The following is a 15539-nucleotide window of genomic DNA, read 5'->3' as shown; positions in this document are numbered from 1 at the left end:
TTTACTGATCTCAATAAAGATGCTCTAAATTTGGTTCTTTTCGGCTTTCCTCTACAGTGGAAAAGTGCAATTCTCGACTTCCGATTTTATTGGTTATTTCTCGAATATTCATCATTGCATTATCCAATAGGGTAATACATGAATTAGGGGTATCATCCTCAATAAGAGCCATTGCCCCCGCGATCATAGCTTCAGCCCTTTTCAGTTTGTTATAGCCTCTCACGTTTAAACTAGGCCCTGAACTTGTATTCTTTTTAGTTTCCATTATTTCTCCTTTTTTCTGTTTTATTAATCAAATCGGAAAGAATTTCAACATACATTTTCTCTGCTCTTTCTTCAGCTTCCTCTATCTCCTCTTCTACCTCTTTTTCCACATCGGTTACCAATGGATCCTTTTCAATGAGCCTTTTAGTAAGCCCTAGAAGCAACGCATTATTTATGCATGTTTCATTAAGTATTCTTGTAATAGAATCTGTCCAGTCTATCTCAAGGTTTTTGCCTAGTTGAGATTCTAAACCTTCAATTTTCTTGTTAATGTTGTTCATTGTAATTTGATTTTTATGTTCTAAAATTCATTTTCAGTTTTTACGCTCCCTGTCAAAAACATGAGAGACAGTTTCCATAGTGTCTAGACGTTTGATGATCTCGATTAATGGATAATCACTTTCAGGAGCCTGAAAGAACCCATGGGTAATTCCTTCTTTTTCGAAAGTTGCTAGTGGTTTTTCGTTCTCATTTTTCATAATTGTATTGGTTTATAGTTCTAATTCTAGTTCTGCTATTTTCTTCAATAGGTAAATGACTGGGAGATCCTCCGGTGGCATATTGCTGAAAGGATGAGTGTTTTCAATCTCACGGATTTCATATATCATCTCATCTAAGAGCTGAAGCATCCGGGTTTTTACCTTTGTGTTGATTTTCATTTTTTCAAAATTTTCGCGAAATGGTATTATCTGATATAGATATAGATCCAGATTAGGGAAACAGATATAGATATAGATTATATCGCAACCCATGTAGTATCGTAATAAACCCACTGGGTTTGTTTGGCTTTTCATTTGACTAAAAAATTATTCTCAGTTTTTTTATCTATAAAGCTCCAAAGAGGCTTACCATCAGCGCCATTTTTTTCAAGCATTTTGAAATGATTGCTAATGCTTAGCGATGAGTGTTTTTTAACCAAGGCACTCACAAACTGATAGGATAGCTCTCTTGGTTTGCCAGGATCTTTCTTGGCATTACTGCCGTTTCTTTTACATTTCTCGATGTACTTGATTTTATTCTCAGATAACACTTTTTCCATCTTTCTGTAAAGGCTTTTAGATAATGGGTCTTCGAATTCTACCCCTGTTTCTCCATGACGTTCAAAAGAATCGACAGCCCTCATGAGCTTCCCTATCTGTTCATCCGTTAATAGCTCAAAATCTTCAGTATGCTCATAATACATAAGAAAGCTATTTTTTAGACTTAAGTATCTAGCGTCACTATTTTCACTCATCCTCCAAACTCATTATGAAACCAAATCAAAAACTTGTCAAAACTTCTCGCCACAAAGTATTTTCCACCTGCAGCAATAACCTGATCACGGTATTGTTTTTGGTAGCTGCTCATTCGATCAGATCCTATCTTTACTTCGATTTTCAAAGCAATGCCTTCACAAACGGCATGGATGTCGCTAGTACCTAAATTCATATTCGTTTTCCCAAACTTGTAGAGACCATTGCCCTGAGGAATTGGATTGCCAAAACAATTCACTCGTTCAGCTTGATGTCCTTTACACTCCAGGTAGTCAATAATGCAACGGGTTAAGGAGTTCGCCGTATCGTCGTTATAATACGGTGCTGGCTTTCCGTGTACGTGAGTGTATAACTGTCGAAGCTTCTTGAAAGCTTCCCTCTTCTTCTGTTCTATGCTGGCTTGAATACCTGATAATGCAGTTTCGTTAGTTTTCATACGTTCTCTTTTTTGGTTTTCGACTTTTTTAAGGTGACCTGATAACTTCGGTAGTCGCTGTAGGCATAGAACTGGCAGTGGTTGCAGAATTTTTGATTTGCGATTTCAAAAGATTCCTTGATAGTTCTATGAGGGTTACCTAGCTCCTTTTGAAAGTAATCGGTGGTAAATACTTCTAGTTTAGTCCTCATAATGAGCAAAGTAAACTTATTTTCATAATAAAAACAAATTCGTATTTATTAATTCCCAATTTTGTTATTATCAAATAAGTTTACTCCTTAATGCAATTCAGCATCGTACTTTTGAATAAACTTTTAAATCACTCAAAAATGACAATAGGACAGTTAGTTGGATTACCGTTTCTTCATGATCTTTTTGGAAAAAGGAAATGTGAAGAGGTAGCTAAAAGCATACGTCTCTGGAATCCGGGAATGTTTGATTTCAGAAAAGGCTATGATAAAATTGAACATCAGGAAATAGGATACTATATCTATGTTCTAGCCACATCCAGAACCCTTAACGATGTTCCAACAGCTATGAATCGTTGTGCTATGGATTCTGGTGAAGGCTACCATTTGGGGAAATTTAATCACCCGCCGCACTTAGTACTGGATTATTTAATTAGACAAAAAAGTACTGAAGCAAGCTACTATCCTATCACGAGTGAGGTTAGACTTAGTAAATCTACAGGATCCATTTATTTATACAGTGACGGCAAATGTTTTGATTATGCTCCAGAAAGTAAAGATCAATATCTATTTGGAAAAGTGATTAAAAGGGATTCTAAATCAACCTGGGAAAAGATAGATCATTCAGAAGTGTTTAACTCAAATTATATGGTCCTAATGGATGATGTTACAATTCTTAAAAAGTCATTCTTTACAATCATGAATAAAATTGTCACTGGTGAAATTGCAGACGATTATGCTAATAATAGGAAAGCATTCTATGGGTGGATAAATAGAGAAATTAGAAAAACTTATGAATAAGCCAATAGACCCCACCACCATCAAAGACAAAAAGGAACGCCTCAAATATCTGAGAGAGAACAAAGAAGCACTTATTCAGGAAAAGAAGGACTCCATTAAATACACTGACCCTTTAGAGGTAGAGGTTAAAATCATCAAGGAGGAAGAATGATAACCGTAAAAGTAGTTGCCAATTCAACCAATATTATGGACAGTCATTTAGATGTTCATATACCAGGTAATTACAATGAGTCTATTTACCGAAAGGAAGGATGGAACCATCTCAAGGATCATAAGCAATTCAGTGACGGTCATGTAGGCATAGTAAAGAATGTTACTGCCGAACAGGTAAGTTTTGAAAAGCTGGGAATTAGCGCAACCGGATCTACTGAATGCCTTATTTATCGATCAGAAGTATTAGAGGAACTAGATGAAAAAATTCACAACTCTTACAAGCTAGGACTAATAAAACAACATTCAATTGGGATGCGCTATCGTGAGATAGAGTTAGCCATAAACGACAAAGAAAGCCCGAAAGAAAAGGCCGTGTGGGATCAGTATATAAATCAGATTGCTAACCCAGAAAAGGCGGAAGAAGCCACACTTTTCTATGTGGTAAAAAATATAGAATTAATTGAATGTAGTGCGGTGTTGAGAGGCAGTAACAGCAGTACGCCTACGCTAGTAATCGACCATGGCCAAAAAGTTGATTACGTACTGGCGAATGCAGCAAGGAACAAAAGACTAAGGACTTACAAATAAAAAACTCAAAAAAAGGACAAAACATGGAGATACATGAATTAGAGGCAAAAATTGCCCAGCTGGAGGAAAAAGAAGAAAAACTCCTAGCTAAAATCAAGAGCAGCACTGATAAGAAAGATCAGAATAATGCCACCAATGAGATCGTTGACGTTCAAAAGGAGCTGAACGATCTAAGCAAAACATTAACAGCAGCAAAGAAGGCTGAAGAAAGAGAAGGCCAACGAGCAGCAGAGGAAGGTAAAACTCTGACCGGAGATTTTAATGTTCATTCCAATGGAACAAAAACAGACAAGGAATTTTCATTAGGCAAAATCCTACAAACAAAAGCTCTCAAAAAACTAGAGCTACAAAATAAAGCTCTTAGCTCGTCCAGTGATAGCGATTTGATCCCTACTCACCAATTAAATCAAATCGTTCCGGGGCTATTTAACTTTTCATCATTCACCAAGGCCGGTGGAGTTATTAGAGATTTACAATCAGAGCCGAACGGAAACAAGTTTGAAGAGGCAAAGGTATCCACTAATGTAACAGGTGCCTGGTATGCAGAATCTGATCAAATAGCAGATAGTGACCCAGCTTTTACAGCTATATCACCAACGTTCACAAAGTTCGCTTTAAATGTTACTGTTCCTAACGAGGTGTTGCAGGATATGGTAGTAGGTGCCCAATTCCTAGATAACCACTTACAAAGAAGAGCATCTGAGGCTTTAGATGCGGCCGCTTTGGCTGGTTCTGGTTCATCTAACGAACCAACCGGAATAATTAATCAATCAGGAATTAACGTTGTTTCGCTTGGTTCAGGTGATGGTGCAGCTTTTGCAGATTACGGTAAGCTTATTGATGCTAAAGAAGCAATCCTTACAGCTAAAGGTAACTCAGATAGTTTATCGCTTATTCATCACCCTAGAACATTGGCGGATCTGTCTAACCTTCAAGCAAGTGACAATCAGCCATTAATGAAGCCAGAATTCCTGGATGATGTTGATGTACTAATAAGTCAGGCTTTACCAATTAATGGAACGGTTGGAAGTGGTACTGATCTCTCAACTTCAATCTTGGGGAACTTCTCAGATGCAGTTGTGTCCATTCGATTAAATCCTAATGTTTTCATTGATCCTTACAGAAGATCAGACTATGATCAGACCGTATTTAGGTTGACCATGAGAATGGCAGTGACACTACGATACGCAGAATCATTTACTAAAATCAGATACATAGCAGCAGCATAATGGAAAAATTAAAAGCACTTAGAACATTTCAGGCATATAACAACGGCAAGTTGGAGGTATTCGAGCAAGGTAAAGAGTACAAAGCCTCATCCATCAAGGATGTTATAAAGGAACACAAGAAAGAGTTTGGTTAAATAGTTTGGCAAAGGGGCTCCTCTCGCTTCAATTTCAAAAACGTCCATTATTTGAATTTCCATTAAATGAGGAGTTCCCTTTTTTCAACTGAGGGGGAATGAAAACAGGATTTGACGATAGAGACTTCAAGAAAGCACTAAACGTGCTGGATAAGTTGCAGCTATCAGACAAAGACCTAAACCGTGCCGCCAGCAAAGCACTAATCCCCGGAGTACATGAGGTAAGAGCAGGGATAAAAGCATTCAAAGGATCTACCAGTAAAGACGGGATAAGTAAAGCCCTGCTACTTGCCCGAATGGTAAGGAGGAAGATGAGTCGAAAGGGATATTTGCCCGGCGCACGTATTGTTATAGATGGACCGGATATACCCATGGGAGACAGAGACTGGAGCGCACAGGGAGTAGCCAAGCTATACCAGAAAGACGATACAGGCCAAAGAACCACTAGAGGCACAGGCGCAAACAGGGGCGCATTTCAGGGCAAGAGTGTAGGAGGCGGAGACAACTACATCGCCCGTTTTGCAGACAAAGCAAAAACCACCATTAAAGCCAGCTTTGAGCAAGCAGCAAAAAAGCTAATGAGAGACCAGATAAAGAAAGCAATTAGATGAGCAGCGAAGCATTAGTATATCGCCTGATGGCCGACAAAAAGCGGCTGGAAAAAGACCTTAATAACGCCAAAGGTTCACTATCCAGATTTCAGCAGCAGTCTTCCAATATAAGCAGACAAATCAAAGGAACACTAGCCGGAATGTTCGCCGTAGGCACGATGGTATCCTTTGGAAAATCCGTGATAGAAACCACGGCCAAGTTCCAAAAAATGGAAGCGGTACTATCCAACACATTAGGATCAGGGAGCGAAGCACAAAAAGCGATGCAGATGATCACTGAGTTTGCATCTAAGACACCCTTCCAGGTAGACGGCCTTACAGGCGCATTTGTAAAGCTGGCAAATCAGGGATTTGTACCCACTTCAAACGAAATGCGTAAGCTAGGCGACTTAGCAGCATCCACAGGCAAAGACTTTGATCAATTAGCAGAAGCCGTAATAGACGCACAGGTAGGAGAGTTTGAGCGATTAAAAGAATTTGGTATACGATCACAAAAAGAAGGCGATAAGGTCAGGTTTACATTCAAAGGTGTAGAAACGCAGGTAAACTTCACAGACCAAGCCATCCGTGATTACATACTAAGCCTGGGAGATGCTACAGGAGTGAGCGGATCTATGGCTGCTATCTCCGAGACGGTAGGAGGTAAAATATCCAACCTAGAGGATAACTTCACCCAACTAAAGAAAACCATAGGCGATCAGTCAAGCGGAGTGATTGCAGCAATGCTAGATTTTGCAAATACAGCCGTATCAGCATTAGGTGGAGATGCAGAAAGCCAAATAAGATTAAGAGGGTTTGGTGAAGCTTATGATCTTGCCATTGCAGGAGCAAAAGAAATGACCGAACGCCTAAAAGGTCAAATCACAGAACAAACACAGCTATCCATACTGATAAAAAGGTATCGAAAAGAAGTAGAAGAAGCGGGTAAGGTAGATGGAGAAGTCTGGGCAAAAAAACAAGGAATATTAGATGGTCTTTTAGCCAGACAAAAAGAAATAAACGATGCTGTAGCTCAAGAAGCAGCAGAACGCCAAAGAGCTAATAAAGCATACCAAGATTGGCAAAACCAAAGGAATAACACCCTCACCAACCGTCAATCTGTAGGAGTAGCACCGCAGGCAGAGGTAGGGCCATTGCAGCTAGACAATTCATACTTTGAAGCAATGCAAGCGAATGCAGACCGATTTAAAGAAATGGCAAAGCCTATAATAAGTGAGGTTATGCAGATGCAACAGGAGTTAGCTAATGCTTTCTCAGGATTTGGTGTTGCTGTAGGATCAGAAGGTTTTCAAGCAGCTCTGGAGCGGGCAGGATTAGGAATAGCTGATACTATAGGAGATCAGTTAATCAAATTAGGGTTAGCATCGAAAGCCATGTCAGAACTTTTAATATCAATAAGAAACTCTCTGTTTAGTGGTAGACCTGAATTGACGCTTGGATTATCAATAGCAGCAATAGCGGCCGGAGCAGCTTTAAAGGCAGCAGTAGCAAATGCTAGGTCAAATTTAGGAGGTGGCGGCTCTGGAGGTGGCTCAAGAGGCTCTAGCTCAGGCCGTGGCAGCTTCGCCAACAATATAGCCGGACAAACAATCAATCTAAACATCACCGGTGAACTAAAAGGAGATGGAAAAGACTTGGTAGGAGTTTTAAATTATCAGAACAAGCGAGATTTGAGAACTCAATCTTATTAAAAAAAATAGGTTGAGTAAATAGGTCAATAAAAACATGATTTTGAACCAATCAATCAGCCTAATATTTTATTAAACAACTCATAATCAGTCACTTATCAAATATAGACGAGGGTTCGAATCCCTCCGACTCCACAATGGCTCGAAAGCCAAAAAACAACCTTCTAATGAGCAAGAAAGAAATTCATTTCTGGAATTGCGAAAGTAGAGAGGTTAGGATACGAAGTATCGCTTTCGAGACTGACTAGATTGAAAGGAGGGATCATAGAATAATCCCTCCGACTCCACTTCAAAGCCCACAAACTGTGGGCTTTTTCGTTTCGTCTTCGGGGCTACCCTGCAACCTGACTAGGTGCCCCCATCCCTTCGCTAAAATCTTACACAGGAAGATTTTTTAACGCTCAGTTCTCTCCGACTCAAAAAAAGAAATGACCGTAAGATTGGCCTTTTTTATATCAATGATTTGCATCATTCTTTCACAAACAAATAATCAATTTGATCATCTTGTAAGATCTTATTCAACGTATTATAAAAGTGTTTATAAATGATCCCTTGATTTGGTGAATTGGAAAGCCGATTGCTACCAGTTCGGATCACAGATTTAAGTTCATTCAAAGTGATCCAATAGAAATCTTTCTTTTCGTTGAAAATTTCAAACTTCTCATCGACCGGAATTAATGCCTGCCTTATTTCCTGACGGGATTTGTATGGAATATTAACAACATAGCTACGGTAAACACCATTAACCGCAGTGATGTAGGCCTCCGGTCTGAAATTGAGATTGATTTCTTCTTTTTCATACACCATTCTACATTCTTCAAAAAACTCTCTCACTGCAATTTCCTGTGGAGTTTCCAGTCTTTGATCATTATCTAAAGTTCCTACCATTTCTCTACTTCCTCCAAAATCGGTCCATCCAGGTTTATCTTCATCATAACCCAACAGCACGTACACAGTATCGTTGATGATCGTATAAGGAAGTATACCGGCTGCTATTATTTGGTTGTCCTGACCACTTGCACTGAAAGCTAATAAGCCACTTAATAAGATAATGATGATTTTCATGGTTGTGTTTGTTATACCAAATTTAATCAGCTATTGATTTAAGTTGGCAGATATCAACAGGATTGCTTTAATCATTCACTTCAAAGAAGACATGTGTTACAAGCCAATCCCGCCATCAATGGTCAATGTCTGGCCTGTGATAAAACTGGCCTGGTCAGAACAAAGCCAGTAGATCGCGTCAGCCACCTCATCTATTTTGGCATAGCGGCTCAGTGGTGTCGCTTTTAGCAAACGGCTTTTTATTTCTGGTTTAGTGGAATGTAATTGATCCATGTATTGTGAATCGGTGTAGCCGGGACACACAGCATTGATTCGAATATTTTTTTTGCCGTACTCCAGAGCGGCCGTTTTTGTCATCCCCACCACGGCATATTTACTGGCCGCATACGAAATATGGTTGGGTGAAGCTTTCAACCCTGCAAGAGAAGCCACATTCACTATCAACCCCCCTCCTTGCTCCACCATATAGGGGATCGCGTATTTCATTCCATAGTAAACGCCACTCTGATTCACTCCTATTACTTTTTCCCAATCCGCAACATCTGTATCGGCCGTGCGGGCAACTTTTTTTGGCCAGATGCCTGCATTGTTTATCAATACATCCAGACGATCAAATCGATCCACAGCTGCTTTCATCAGCTGAGACACCCGCTTAGGGTCAGAAACATCTGTTGCAAGGGCAATGCATGATTGTGGACGAATGGTGTTTAAATGATGCATCAGTTGATCAGCGGCCTCTTTGTCCTGATCAGACAAAACCATATTCATACCTCCATGAAGGCTCATTAGGCGGGCGGTGGCTGCACCAATCCCGTGTGCTGCGCCGGTGATGACGCAAACTTTGTTTGGCGGTGAATCCATAATTTTAATTTAATGGATTTCAGGAATGAGAAAAAGTACCTGGTAAGGAAAAATCAGTTTCCATTAAGTAAAGACAACTTTATATTGATATAATGATATGAAAAGATCTAAATCCGGTTTATGATCAACAGAGACTATACTTTTGCACCTGATGAAGACAAAAAATGAAATTGTAGACGACTGGTTACCCAGGTACACCGGCACGGAGTTAGACGAATTTGGCAGGTACATCCTGCTTACAAACTTTCAAAACTATGTAGACCTCTTTGCAGAGAAGTTTGACGTGAAAGTGAAAGGCAGAAAGCGGGCCATGCAGACGGCCACCCATGATGACATCACCATTATCAATTTTGGAATGGGTAGCGCAATGGCTGCAACCGTCATGGATCTTTTGTCCGCCATTATGCCAAAAGCTGTGCTCTTTCTTGGAAAATGTGGTGGACTGAAAAAACAAAATCAGTTAGGAGATCTTATCCTTCCCATTGCGGCTATTCGCGGCGAAGGAGCATCTGATGATTACATGCCACAGGAAATCCCAGCACTTCCTTCTTTCCGATTACAAAGATCGGTCTCACACGTCATCAAGGCAAAAGGATTTGATTACTGGACTGGTACTGTTTTTACTACCAATCGTCGGGTATGGGAACATGATGAAGATTTTAAGAATTACCTGAAAGAAATTAGAGCATCCGCCATCGATATGGAGACTGCTACACTTTTCACAGTAGGCTTTGCAAACAAAATACCCCGTGGGGCCTTACTACTTGTCTCTGATAACCCAATGACTCCAGAAGGAGTAAAAACCTCTAAGAGTGACCAAAAGGTGACATCTCAGTTTGTTTCTAACCATCTTGATATTGGGATTGACTCTCTGATGGAGCTAAGTAGTTCAGGTGAGTCTGTGAAGCATTTGAGATTCGAATAATATTTTTTCTTGCTGATTAAACCATTTCCTAATACGGTCATCTAACAGCAAACGAAAATTTTACACGATGAAAAAACTTACCTTAATTATTGGACTATTGGTAGCAGTAAACATCCTTTTTGCCCAGAACCGAAGGGAAGCTGTGAGAGAAAAAGCTGAGGTGAAAATTGAAGAGTACAAAGAGCGACTCAACCTTACGGAAAGCCAGACAGCTGACCTAAAAAAGCTGCGTGAATCGATGAAACCAGAACTGGAAGCCATTCGGAATGATGATTCGAAATCCAGAAGCGACAAAATGCGAGCAAAAGCAGATATCGTTGAAAAGCAGGAAAAGGAAGTAGCAAAAATCCTGAATGACGAACAGCTTGCAGAATTGGAAGTCATCAAAAAAGAAGTGCGCGAAAACGTAGAAAAACGAAGAGATCGCAGAAAAGATCGTCGAGGAGACGGTAATTGATTTGGCCAAGCACCTAGATCGTCCTGCTAAATGAAATAGCAGGACGATCTAACAATTCACTCAAATAAACCTTTTTTAGTCCTGACCCACCGGAACAGTAAGATTCAACCCTAACGCTTTATTCATTTTTTGAATGAAGTAAGCAGACAACACCGGCGACTCCTTTTCCAGATTTTGATGCACAAAAAAGTACAGGTTTTCCATCCCCTGATCTGCCCATTTCTTAATTCGCCCCATCCAAGCATCTAATCGAGAATAATCACTTTCATGATTGGCCCCTACGTACCTGACAAATACAGACGGGGAGGTTAATCTCATATGCAATAGATCCCTCCTTCCTGCCGTGTCGGTTACGATGTTTGAAACGTTATATTTTTCAAATAATGCGTACACTTCATTGGCTACCTCCGCATCATTAAACCATTCCGTATTCCTCAGTTCAATGGCCAGGGGTATATCCTTTGGCCAGCATTCCACAGCAGTGATCAGTCGATCCATATTTTTAGGTTTGAAATTATCATGTAGCTGTAGAAAGCACATGCCCAGCTTATCGCCAAACGCGCGAATATTGGTTGTATACCGTTCAATTGGCTCCTCTACTTCGTTCAGTCTTTTAATATGACTGACCATCTGATGCACCTTGGGGAAAAACTTGAAGTTATTGGGTGTCTTTTCAACCCATTTCTCAATCTGCTCTACACGAAAGTGATTGTAAAAGGTAGCATTAAGTTCGATGGAGTTGAACTGTGTGGCGTAGTATTCTAACTCGTCCTTGGTGCCACGGGGGTAAAACTTCTTTAAATCCTGGCGGTTCCATTTTGCACAGCCTACAAAGACATTTTTCAAACCCTTTCCTTTAGCTAGTACCTTTTCCGTATCATGATGATCATCGGGTAGGCTAAAATCTATTTCTTCAGGGTTATCTACACTTCCAAATTTCATAACCTAAAACTAAGCTGTTTTCCTAAAAACCTATTTCAAAAGACCGAGTGCTTTTCCAATAAATCTATCCACCATACGGGTAGGCATCATGCGTGGCAGTGTCCAGTTCTTAAACTTGCCGGCCATCAATACATATCTGACCTTTGGCCTTTTTGCCAGAAAAGCTTTGAAAATAACTTTCGCTGCTTTTTCACTCGTCAAAGCGCCCTTTACTGCTTTAGCCATAAAAACATCCTGAAATTTATTTAACGCTGGATAAAAAACCGACTCTTTGAATTTCTCTTCTTCCGCCTGAGAGGTGCCTTTTTCCCATATTGGTGTTTTGATTGGCCCAGGCTCAATTAGAATCACATCAATTCCGAAGTGCAATAATTCTTTTCTTAAACTTTCTGTAATCCCTTCCACAGCGTGCTTGGAGCCCGCATATGGCGACATAAATGGCATCCCGTGTTTCCCTGCTACGGATGATATTTGAATAATTCTTCCAGGATAAATAGGGTGGTTTTCCCTTGCGCCCAAGAGGGGTAAAAATGCCTGTGTTACTTTGATCAACCCAAAAACATTCACTTCAAATTGCCGCTTGTAATCATCTATCTCTAAATCCATCAATGGCCCGCCTATCGCAATCCCTGCATTGTTAATCAATGCCACCAACCCCTCATGACCAATCTCTTTTTCAAGCTTTTTGGCCGCAGAATCTACCTCATCAAAGTTCGTCACATCAAAAATCACTGGTCGAAAACTCTCCCCCAGTTCTTTTGACAAACCATTAGCATCCGCTTGCTTTCTTACACTCCCAAATACGGTATAACCTTTTTCAACAAATATCTTTGTCAGATCATATCCTATTCCAGTGGAAACACCGGTTATTAAAACATTCTGAGATTTAGTCATTTAAAAACAGTTTTCAATCGTGAGTGAATTAAACAAAATCATACGCAAGCGTCGGTCCGTCTACCCTTTGCAATATATCGATAAGCCCATCTCCAGGGAAATCCTGGAAGAGCTCCTGCTCAATGCCAATCATGCGCCCACTCATAAACTTACGGAACCGTGGCGTTTCAAGGTTTTCACTGGAAAAGCTAAATCGAGATTAGGTGAATTTCTAGCACAGAAATATCAGGAGATTACACCCGATGCTGACCCTTCAAAAATCAAAAAGATCCTGGCAAAGCCAGACCAAGCAGGAGCTGTTTTAGCCATTATCCTGCATCGTGATCCTGCGGAACGAGTGCCTGAATGGGAGGAAATTGCAGCAGTTGCTTGTGCAGTACAAAATATCTGGATCGCGTTGGAGCAATATGGATTGGGTGGGTATTGGAGCAGCCCTGCTCTTTGCAAATTTATGGGTGAACACATAGCCATGGAAGAAAATGAAACTTGCATTGGGTTATTCTATATGGGATATTGCGAACCTTCGGAACGAGTTGCGACAAAAAAGCCAATCAAAGAGAAAGTTGAATGGATTGAAGAATGAAACTAGAACGAGAATCATTAGAACTGCTGCAAAAAGCCCTCGTAAAACTAGAGGCTGGCTTCAACCTTCCTGACTTCAAAGTCGAATTCGACACCAAAAAGATGGAGGAGGTGATGTTACTGACGGCTGAAAAAATGCAGGATAACTATCCCTATTTTCATCCACTCTTTGCAGGGCAGATGCTAAAACCACCTCATCCCATTGCCAAAGTTGCATACATGATGGCCATGTGGATCAATCCAAATAATCATGCCATGGATGGAAGCAAAGCCAGCTCACCAATGGAGAAAGAGGTGGTTGCCGATTTGGCCAAAATGTTTGGTTGGGGTGAGCACCTGGGGCATCTGACAGGTGGAGGAACCATGGCTAACCTGGAAGCACTTTGGGTTTCCGGCAAGATTCATCCAGATAAAAAGATCATCGCTTCTGATCAGGCGCATTATACCCATGAGCGAATCTCAGAAGTATTGAAACTCCGATTTGATAAAGTAGCTACCGATCATCAGGGAAGAATTGATCTTTCAGCTCTTGAGGAAGAATTGAAAATAGGAGATGTGGGCACGGTGGTTTGTACGATGGGAACAACTGGACTTGGGTCTGTCGATCCTCTAGATGAGATATTGGAACTTCAGAAGAAATATGGTTTCAGAATTCACGCTGATGCAGCTTATGGTGGTTACTTCATGCTATTATCCAACCTGGATGACCATACCAAAAACAAATTTTCACTCATTGACCATGTAGATAGCATTGTTATAGATCCTCATAAACAAGGACTGCAACCCTATGGATGTGGATGTGTGATTTTCAGGAATCCTGAGGTTGCAAAGTTTTATATACATGATTCGCCATACACCTATTTCACATCAGATGAATTGCACCTGGGTGAGATTAGTCTGGAATGTTCGCGTGCGGGAGCCTCTGCGGTGGCGCTGTGGGCTACTCATCAACTGATGCCTCCGGTTGAGAATGGTCAATTTGCATTAGACCTGGAAAAGTCAAGAAGTGCTGCACTGAAATTATTTGAGAAGATTAGCTCGAATGAAAATTTTTTCCCAATAGTGAAACCGGAAACCGATATCGTTACCTGGGGATTAAAAGGGGAAACAACCAGCAAAATGTCTGAACTGGCTCATGCATTCTTCAAAAAAGCAGAGGAGAACCATCTATACCTGTCACTCTATAAATACCCAACTGAAAAATTCTCAAATCCTGATTTTGAAATTGACTCAAAATACCTCGTTTGTTTACGGTCGTCTTTGATGAAGCCAGAACATGAAGATTGGTTGGATGAGATATGGAAACGAATGATCCTATCATTGAATTAATAATCACAAAGAAAAGGCCATCAAATGATGGCCTTTTCTGTTATTGTCTTTCCAAGAGTAGTTCCCACTGATATTTATCCCAGGAGAACAACAATCTGGCACTCAAAGAATCAGGTATTGCTTCAATAGTAAATTGTTCAGTATGATCACTGGTGATCATTGGCACCAAGGCTGTTGCTAAATCTTGAGAATAATCCGGTTCTGTATATCCCCAGAATCGAAGATCTGAATTAAGCCTTAGCTCCATTTCTCCTTTCCGAGGAATCGCATAAATCACGTATTTCCCAGCATCAATCTCCGAAACTCCAAACTGGAAATCGTAATCGATATCCATGAAGGTCGGTTCATTTGCTCCTAATCTCCAATAGACGCCATAAGGTTGTAGTGCTCCTTCCTCCGCTTCACCAAAAATCATTCGTTCTCGAACAGAAGGACGTGAATACGATACAGTGACTGTGTCGCCATTAGCCACGGCAGATGTCTGACCCGGAGGACTCAATGTCCTGTTTCTATTATTGAGATAAAAGAAGGCAGCAACGATCAAAAGGATCAATATGCCGAATCCGATGAGTAGTTTCTTTTTCATTATAGTGTGATTTAGAGGTGTAGTTCTTCTTTATGCCTTTTCAGTACATCAATTATAAAGTTAATATGTTCGGTCATATCCACACCTAGCATCTCTACTCCTGCCGCTATTTCATCTCGTTCGACCTTCGCAGCAAAGCTCTTTTGCTTTAACTTCTTCTTGACAGATTTAGCGGTAAGCGTTTCAATCCCCTCCGGGCGTACCTGGCAGCAAGCAACAATGAATCCAGTCAATTCATCGCAAGCAAGTAATGCTTTATCAAGGGTTGTTTCGTAGGATACATTCCATTTAGTATAGTGAGCAGAGATTGCATGTGCGATCTTCTCCTCTCCTTTTTCTCGTAGAAGTCCAACAATTCGATTAGGATGCTCTTCAGGATATTTTTCATAGTCCGCATCATGAAGCATTCCGGTAATGGCCCACTCCTCTGGGCTTTCTTTGAATTTTTCAGCGTAGGCTTCCATGACCAATTCGACAGTTCGTGCATGACGAAGCAGGCTGTCACTTTCAGTCATGGAATGCAACAACTCTTTTGCTTCTTCTCTGTTCATGA

General features: G+C 40.6%; 24 protein-coding genes. 11 read left to right on the top strand and 13 right to left on the bottom strand.

Annotation, left to right across the window (positions count from 1 at the left end; translation table 11 throughout):
• Positions 1 to 10: 10 nt before the first annotated feature.
• From ACP14Y_RS13750 to ACP14Y_RS13720, 7 genes are all read right to left on the bottom strand, one after another.
• Entirely contained in the window at positions 11 to 265 is a 255-nt protein-coding gene (locus ACP14Y_RS13750) for a hypothetical protein (protein ID WP_424963508.1), read from the bottom strand.
• The gene (locus ACP14Y_RS13745; RefSeq protein WP_424963507.1) at positions 255 to 545 is read right to left on the bottom strand and encodes a hypothetical protein; all 291 of its coding nucleotides are present in this window, start codon (positions 543 to 545) and stop codon (positions 255 to 257) included. The genes ACP14Y_RS13750 and ACP14Y_RS13745 overlap by 11 nt, the downstream gene beginning before the upstream one ends.
• A gap of 33 nt (positions 546 to 578) precedes the next feature.
• Positions 579 to 743: a hypothetical protein gene (locus ACP14Y_RS13740; RefSeq protein ID WP_424963506.1), complete on the bottom strand. Its 165-nt coding sequence runs from the start codon at positions 741 to 743 to the stop codon at positions 579 to 581.
• A 12-nt stretch (positions 744 to 755) separates the two neighbouring features.
• A complete protein-coding gene (locus ACP14Y_RS13735; protein ID WP_424963505.1) occupies positions 756 to 923 on the bottom strand; it encodes a hypothetical protein in 168 nt (55 codons plus the stop codon).
• A 131-nt stretch (positions 924 to 1054) separates the two neighbouring features.
• Positions 1055 to 1498, bottom strand: a complete 444-nt coding sequence (locus tag ACP14Y_RS13730; RefSeq protein WP_424963504.1) for a DUF6291 domain-containing protein — start codon at positions 1496 to 1498, stop codon at positions 1055 to 1057.
• Complete coding sequence (locus ACP14Y_RS13725) at positions 1495 to 1953, bottom strand: hypothetical protein (protein ID WP_424963503.1); 459 nt, start codon at positions 1951 to 1953, stop codon at positions 1495 to 1497. Before ACP14Y_RS13725 ends, ACP14Y_RS13730 begins: the two co-directional genes overlap by 4 nt.
• Positions 1950 to 2144 (bottom strand): hypothetical protein, encoded by a 195-nt coding sequence (locus ACP14Y_RS13720; protein ID WP_424963502.1) that lies wholly within the window; start codon positions 2142 to 2144, stop codon positions 1950 to 1952. The genes ACP14Y_RS13725 and ACP14Y_RS13720 overlap by 4 nt, the downstream gene beginning before the upstream one ends.
• Positions 2145 to 2282: 138 nt before the next feature.
• On the opposite strand from ACP14Y_RS13720, the gene ACP14Y_RS13715 reads away from it, so the two are divergent.
• From ACP14Y_RS13715 to ACP14Y_RS13685, 7 genes are all read left to right on the top strand, one after another.
• Entirely contained in the window at positions 2283 to 2942 is a 660-nt protein-coding gene (locus ACP14Y_RS13715; protein WP_424963501.1) for a hypothetical protein, read from the top strand.
• Positions 2935 to 3093 carry a hypothetical protein gene (locus ACP14Y_RS13710; RefSeq protein WP_424963500.1) on the top strand — a complete coding sequence of 53 codons (159 nt, stop codon included), beginning with the start codon at positions 2935 to 2937 and terminating at the stop codon, positions 3091 to 3093. Before ACP14Y_RS13715 ends, ACP14Y_RS13710 begins: the two co-directional genes overlap by 8 nt.
• Positions 3090 to 3683: a hypothetical protein gene (locus tag ACP14Y_RS13705; RefSeq protein WP_424963499.1), complete on the top strand. Its 594-nt coding sequence runs from the start codon at positions 3090 to 3092 to the stop codon at positions 3681 to 3683. Before ACP14Y_RS13710 ends, ACP14Y_RS13705 begins: the two co-directional genes overlap by 4 nt.
• A 23-nt stretch (positions 3684 to 3706) precedes the next feature.
• Positions 3707 to 4912: a phage major capsid protein gene (locus ACP14Y_RS13700; RefSeq protein ID WP_424963498.1), complete on the top strand. Its 1206-nt coding sequence runs from the start codon at positions 3707 to 3709 to the stop codon at positions 4910 to 4912.
• Complete coding sequence (locus ACP14Y_RS13695) at positions 4912 to 5046, top strand: hypothetical protein (RefSeq protein ID WP_424963497.1); 135 nt, start codon at positions 4912 to 4914, stop codon at positions 5044 to 5046. The genes ACP14Y_RS13700 and ACP14Y_RS13695 overlap by 1 nt, the downstream gene beginning before the upstream one ends.
• Before the next feature lie 98 nt (positions 5047 to 5144).
• On the top strand, positions 5145 to 5657 hold the full coding sequence (locus ACP14Y_RS13690) for a hypothetical protein (RefSeq protein WP_424963496.1): 513 nt from the start codon (positions 5145 to 5147) through the stop codon (positions 5655 to 5657).
• Positions 5654 to 7348 (top strand): hypothetical protein, encoded by a 1695-nt coding sequence (locus ACP14Y_RS13685; RefSeq protein ID WP_424963495.1) that lies wholly within the window; start codon positions 5654 to 5656, stop codon positions 7346 to 7348. Before ACP14Y_RS13690 ends, ACP14Y_RS13685 begins: the two co-directional genes overlap by 4 nt.
• A gap of 465 nt (positions 7349 to 7813) precedes the next feature.
• Here the strand turns inward: ACP14Y_RS13685 and ACP14Y_RS13680 are convergent, their stop codons facing one another.
• On the bottom strand, positions 7814 to 8410 hold the full coding sequence (locus tag ACP14Y_RS13680; RefSeq protein WP_424963494.1) for a hypothetical protein: 597 nt from the start codon (positions 8408 to 8410) through the stop codon (positions 7814 to 7816).
• A gap of 96 nt (positions 8411 to 8506) precedes the next feature.
• A complete protein-coding gene (locus ACP14Y_RS13675) occupies positions 8507 to 9271 on the bottom strand; it encodes an SDR family NAD(P)-dependent oxidoreductase (RefSeq protein WP_424963493.1) in 765 nt (254 codons plus the stop codon).
• A 151-nt stretch (positions 9272 to 9422) separates the two neighbouring features.
• Between ACP14Y_RS13675 and ACP14Y_RS13670 the strand changes: the two genes are divergently transcribed.
• Both ACP14Y_RS13670 and ACP14Y_RS13665 read left to right on the top strand, forming a co-directional pair.
• Positions 9423 to 10196 carry an AMP nucleosidase gene (locus ACP14Y_RS13670; protein WP_424963492.1) on the top strand — a complete coding sequence of 258 codons (774 nt, stop codon included), beginning with the start codon at positions 9423 to 9425 and terminating at the stop codon, positions 10194 to 10196.
• A gap of 67 nt (positions 10197 to 10263) precedes the next feature.
• On the top strand, positions 10264 to 10653 hold the full coding sequence (locus ACP14Y_RS13665; RefSeq protein WP_424963491.1) for a hypothetical protein: 390 nt from the start codon (positions 10264 to 10266) through the stop codon (positions 10651 to 10653).
• Between the two features lie 75 nt (positions 10654 to 10728).
• On the opposite strand, the gene ACP14Y_RS13660 is transcribed toward ACP14Y_RS13665, so the two are convergent.
• Positions 10729 to 11595 carry a DUF72 domain-containing protein gene (locus ACP14Y_RS13660; RefSeq protein WP_424963490.1) on the bottom strand — a complete coding sequence of 289 codons (867 nt, stop codon included), beginning with the start codon at positions 11593 to 11595 and terminating at the stop codon, positions 10729 to 10731.
• A gap of 30 nt (positions 11596 to 11625) precedes the next feature.
• Positions 11626 to 12489, bottom strand: a complete 864-nt coding sequence (locus tag ACP14Y_RS13655) for an SDR family oxidoreductase (RefSeq protein WP_424963489.1) — start codon at positions 12487 to 12489, stop codon at positions 11626 to 11628.
• A 19-nt stretch (positions 12490 to 12508) separates the two neighbouring features.
• Between ACP14Y_RS13655 and ACP14Y_RS13650 the strand changes: the two genes are divergently transcribed.
• Together ACP14Y_RS13650 and ACP14Y_RS13645 are read left to right on the top strand one after the other, a co-directional pair.
• A complete protein-coding gene (locus tag ACP14Y_RS13650; RefSeq protein ID WP_424963488.1) occupies positions 12509 to 13072 on the top strand; it encodes a nitroreductase family protein in 564 nt (187 codons plus the stop codon).
• Positions 13069 to 14400, top strand: a complete 1332-nt coding sequence (locus ACP14Y_RS13645) for a pyridoxal phosphate-dependent decarboxylase family protein (RefSeq protein WP_424963487.1) — start codon at positions 13069 to 13071, stop codon at positions 14398 to 14400. Before ACP14Y_RS13650 ends, ACP14Y_RS13645 begins: the two co-directional genes overlap by 4 nt.
• A 40-nt stretch (positions 14401 to 14440) precedes the next feature.
• On the opposite strand, the gene ACP14Y_RS13640 is transcribed toward ACP14Y_RS13645, so the two are convergent.
• Both ACP14Y_RS13640 and ACP14Y_RS13635 read right to left on the bottom strand, forming a co-directional pair.
• Positions 14441 to 14986, bottom strand: coding sequence for a DUF2911 domain-containing protein (locus tag ACP14Y_RS13640; RefSeq protein WP_424963486.1), 546 nt, complete (start codon positions 14984 to 14986; stop codon positions 14441 to 14443).
• A gap of 11 nt (positions 14987 to 14997) precedes the next feature.
• A complete protein-coding gene (locus ACP14Y_RS13635) occupies positions 14998 to 15537 on the bottom strand; it encodes an HD domain-containing protein (protein WP_424963485.1) in 540 nt (179 codons plus the stop codon).
• Between the last annotated feature and the right edge of the window lie 2 nt (positions 15538 to 15539).

Source organism: Ekhidna sp. (assembly GCF_965247405.1).
Lineage (GTDB): Bacteria > Bacteroidota > Bacteroidia > Cytophagales > Cyclobacteriaceae > Ekhidna.
The sequence above is the reverse complement of the archived record's forward strand: the minus strand, read 5'-3'. Positions and strand labels throughout refer to the sequence as shown.

Bases quoted from the DNA above. Each gene is read 5' to 3' on its own strand.
- ACP14Y_RS13730 (WP_424963504.1), bottom strand. From the start codon at position 1,498: ATGAGTGAAAATAGTGACGCTAGATACTTAAGTCTAAAAAATAGCTTT.
- ACP14Y_RS13750 (WP_424963508.1), bottom strand. From the start codon at position 265: ATGGAAACTAAAAAGAATACAAGTTCAGGGCCTAGTTTAAACGTGAGA.
- ACP14Y_RS13670 (WP_424963492.1), top strand. From the start codon at position 9,423: ATGAAGACAAAAAATGAAATTGTAGACGACTGGTTACCCAGGTACACC.
- ACP14Y_RS13700 (WP_424963498.1), top strand. From the start codon at position 3,707: ATGGAGATACATGAATTAGAGGCAAAAATTGCCCAGCTGGAGGAAAAA.
- ACP14Y_RS13660 (WP_424963490.1), bottom strand. From the start codon at position 11,595: ATGAAATTTGGAAGTGTAGATAACCCTGAAGAAATAGATTTTAGCCTA.
- ACP14Y_RS13640 (WP_424963486.1), bottom strand. From the start codon at position 14,986: ATGAAAAAGAAACTACTCATCGGATTCGGCATATTGATCCTTTTGATC.
- ACP14Y_RS13690 (WP_424963496.1), top strand. From the start codon at position 5,145: ATGAAAACAGGATTTGACGATAGAGACTTCAAGAAAGCACTAAACGTG.
- ACP14Y_RS13675 (WP_424963493.1), bottom strand. From the start codon at position 9,271: ATGGATTCACCGCCAAACAAAGTTTGCGTCATCACCGGCGCAGCACAC.
- ACP14Y_RS13715 (WP_424963501.1), top strand. From the start codon at position 2,283: ATGACAATAGGACAGTTAGTTGGATTACCGTTTCTTCATGATCTTTTT.
- ACP14Y_RS13655 (WP_424963489.1), bottom strand. From the start codon at position 12,489: ATGACTAAATCTCAGAATGTTTTAATAACCGGTGTTTCCACTGGAATA.
- ACP14Y_RS13685 (WP_424963495.1), top strand. From the start codon at position 5,654: ATGAGCAGCGAAGCATTAGTATATCGCCTGATGGCCGACAAAAAGCGG.
- ACP14Y_RS13740 (WP_424963506.1), bottom strand. From the start codon at position 743: ATGAAAAATGAGAACGAAAAACCACTAGCAACTTTCGAAAAAGAAGGA.
- ACP14Y_RS13720 (WP_424963502.1), bottom strand. From the start codon at position 2,144: ATGAGGACTAAACTAGAAGTATTTACCACCGATTACTTTCAAAAGGAG.
- ACP14Y_RS13695 (WP_424963497.1), top strand. From the start codon at position 4,912: ATGGAAAAATTAAAAGCACTTAGAACATTTCAGGCATATAACAACGGC.
- ACP14Y_RS13635 (WP_424963485.1), bottom strand. From the start codon at position 15,537: ATGAACAGAGAAGAAGCAAAAGAGTTGTTGCATTCCATGACTGAAAGT.
- ACP14Y_RS13705 (WP_424963499.1), top strand. From the start codon at position 3,090: ATGATAACCGTAAAAGTAGTTGCCAATTCAACCAATATTATGGACAGT.
- ACP14Y_RS13645 (WP_424963487.1), top strand. From the start codon at position 13,069: ATGAAACTAGAACGAGAATCATTAGAACTGCTGCAAAAAGCCCTCGTA.
- ACP14Y_RS13680 (WP_424963494.1), bottom strand. From the start codon at position 8,410: ATGAAAATCATCATTATCTTATTAAGTGGCTTATTAGCTTTCAGTGCA.
- ACP14Y_RS13665 (WP_424963491.1), top strand. From the start codon at position 10,264: ATGAAAAAACTTACCTTAATTATTGGACTATTGGTAGCAGTAAACATC.
- ACP14Y_RS13710 (WP_424963500.1), top strand. From the start codon at position 2,935: ATGAATAAGCCAATAGACCCCACCACCATCAAAGACAAAAAGGAACGC.
- ACP14Y_RS13735 (WP_424963505.1), bottom strand. From the start codon at position 923: ATGAAAATCAACACAAAGGTAAAAACCCGGATGCTTCAGCTCTTAGAT.
- ACP14Y_RS13745 (WP_424963507.1), bottom strand. From the start codon at position 545: ATGAACAACATTAACAAGAAAATTGAAGGTTTAGAATCTCAACTAGGC.
- ACP14Y_RS13725 (WP_424963503.1), bottom strand. From the start codon at position 1,953: ATGAAAACTAACGAAACTGCATTATCAGGTATTCAAGCCAGCATAGAA.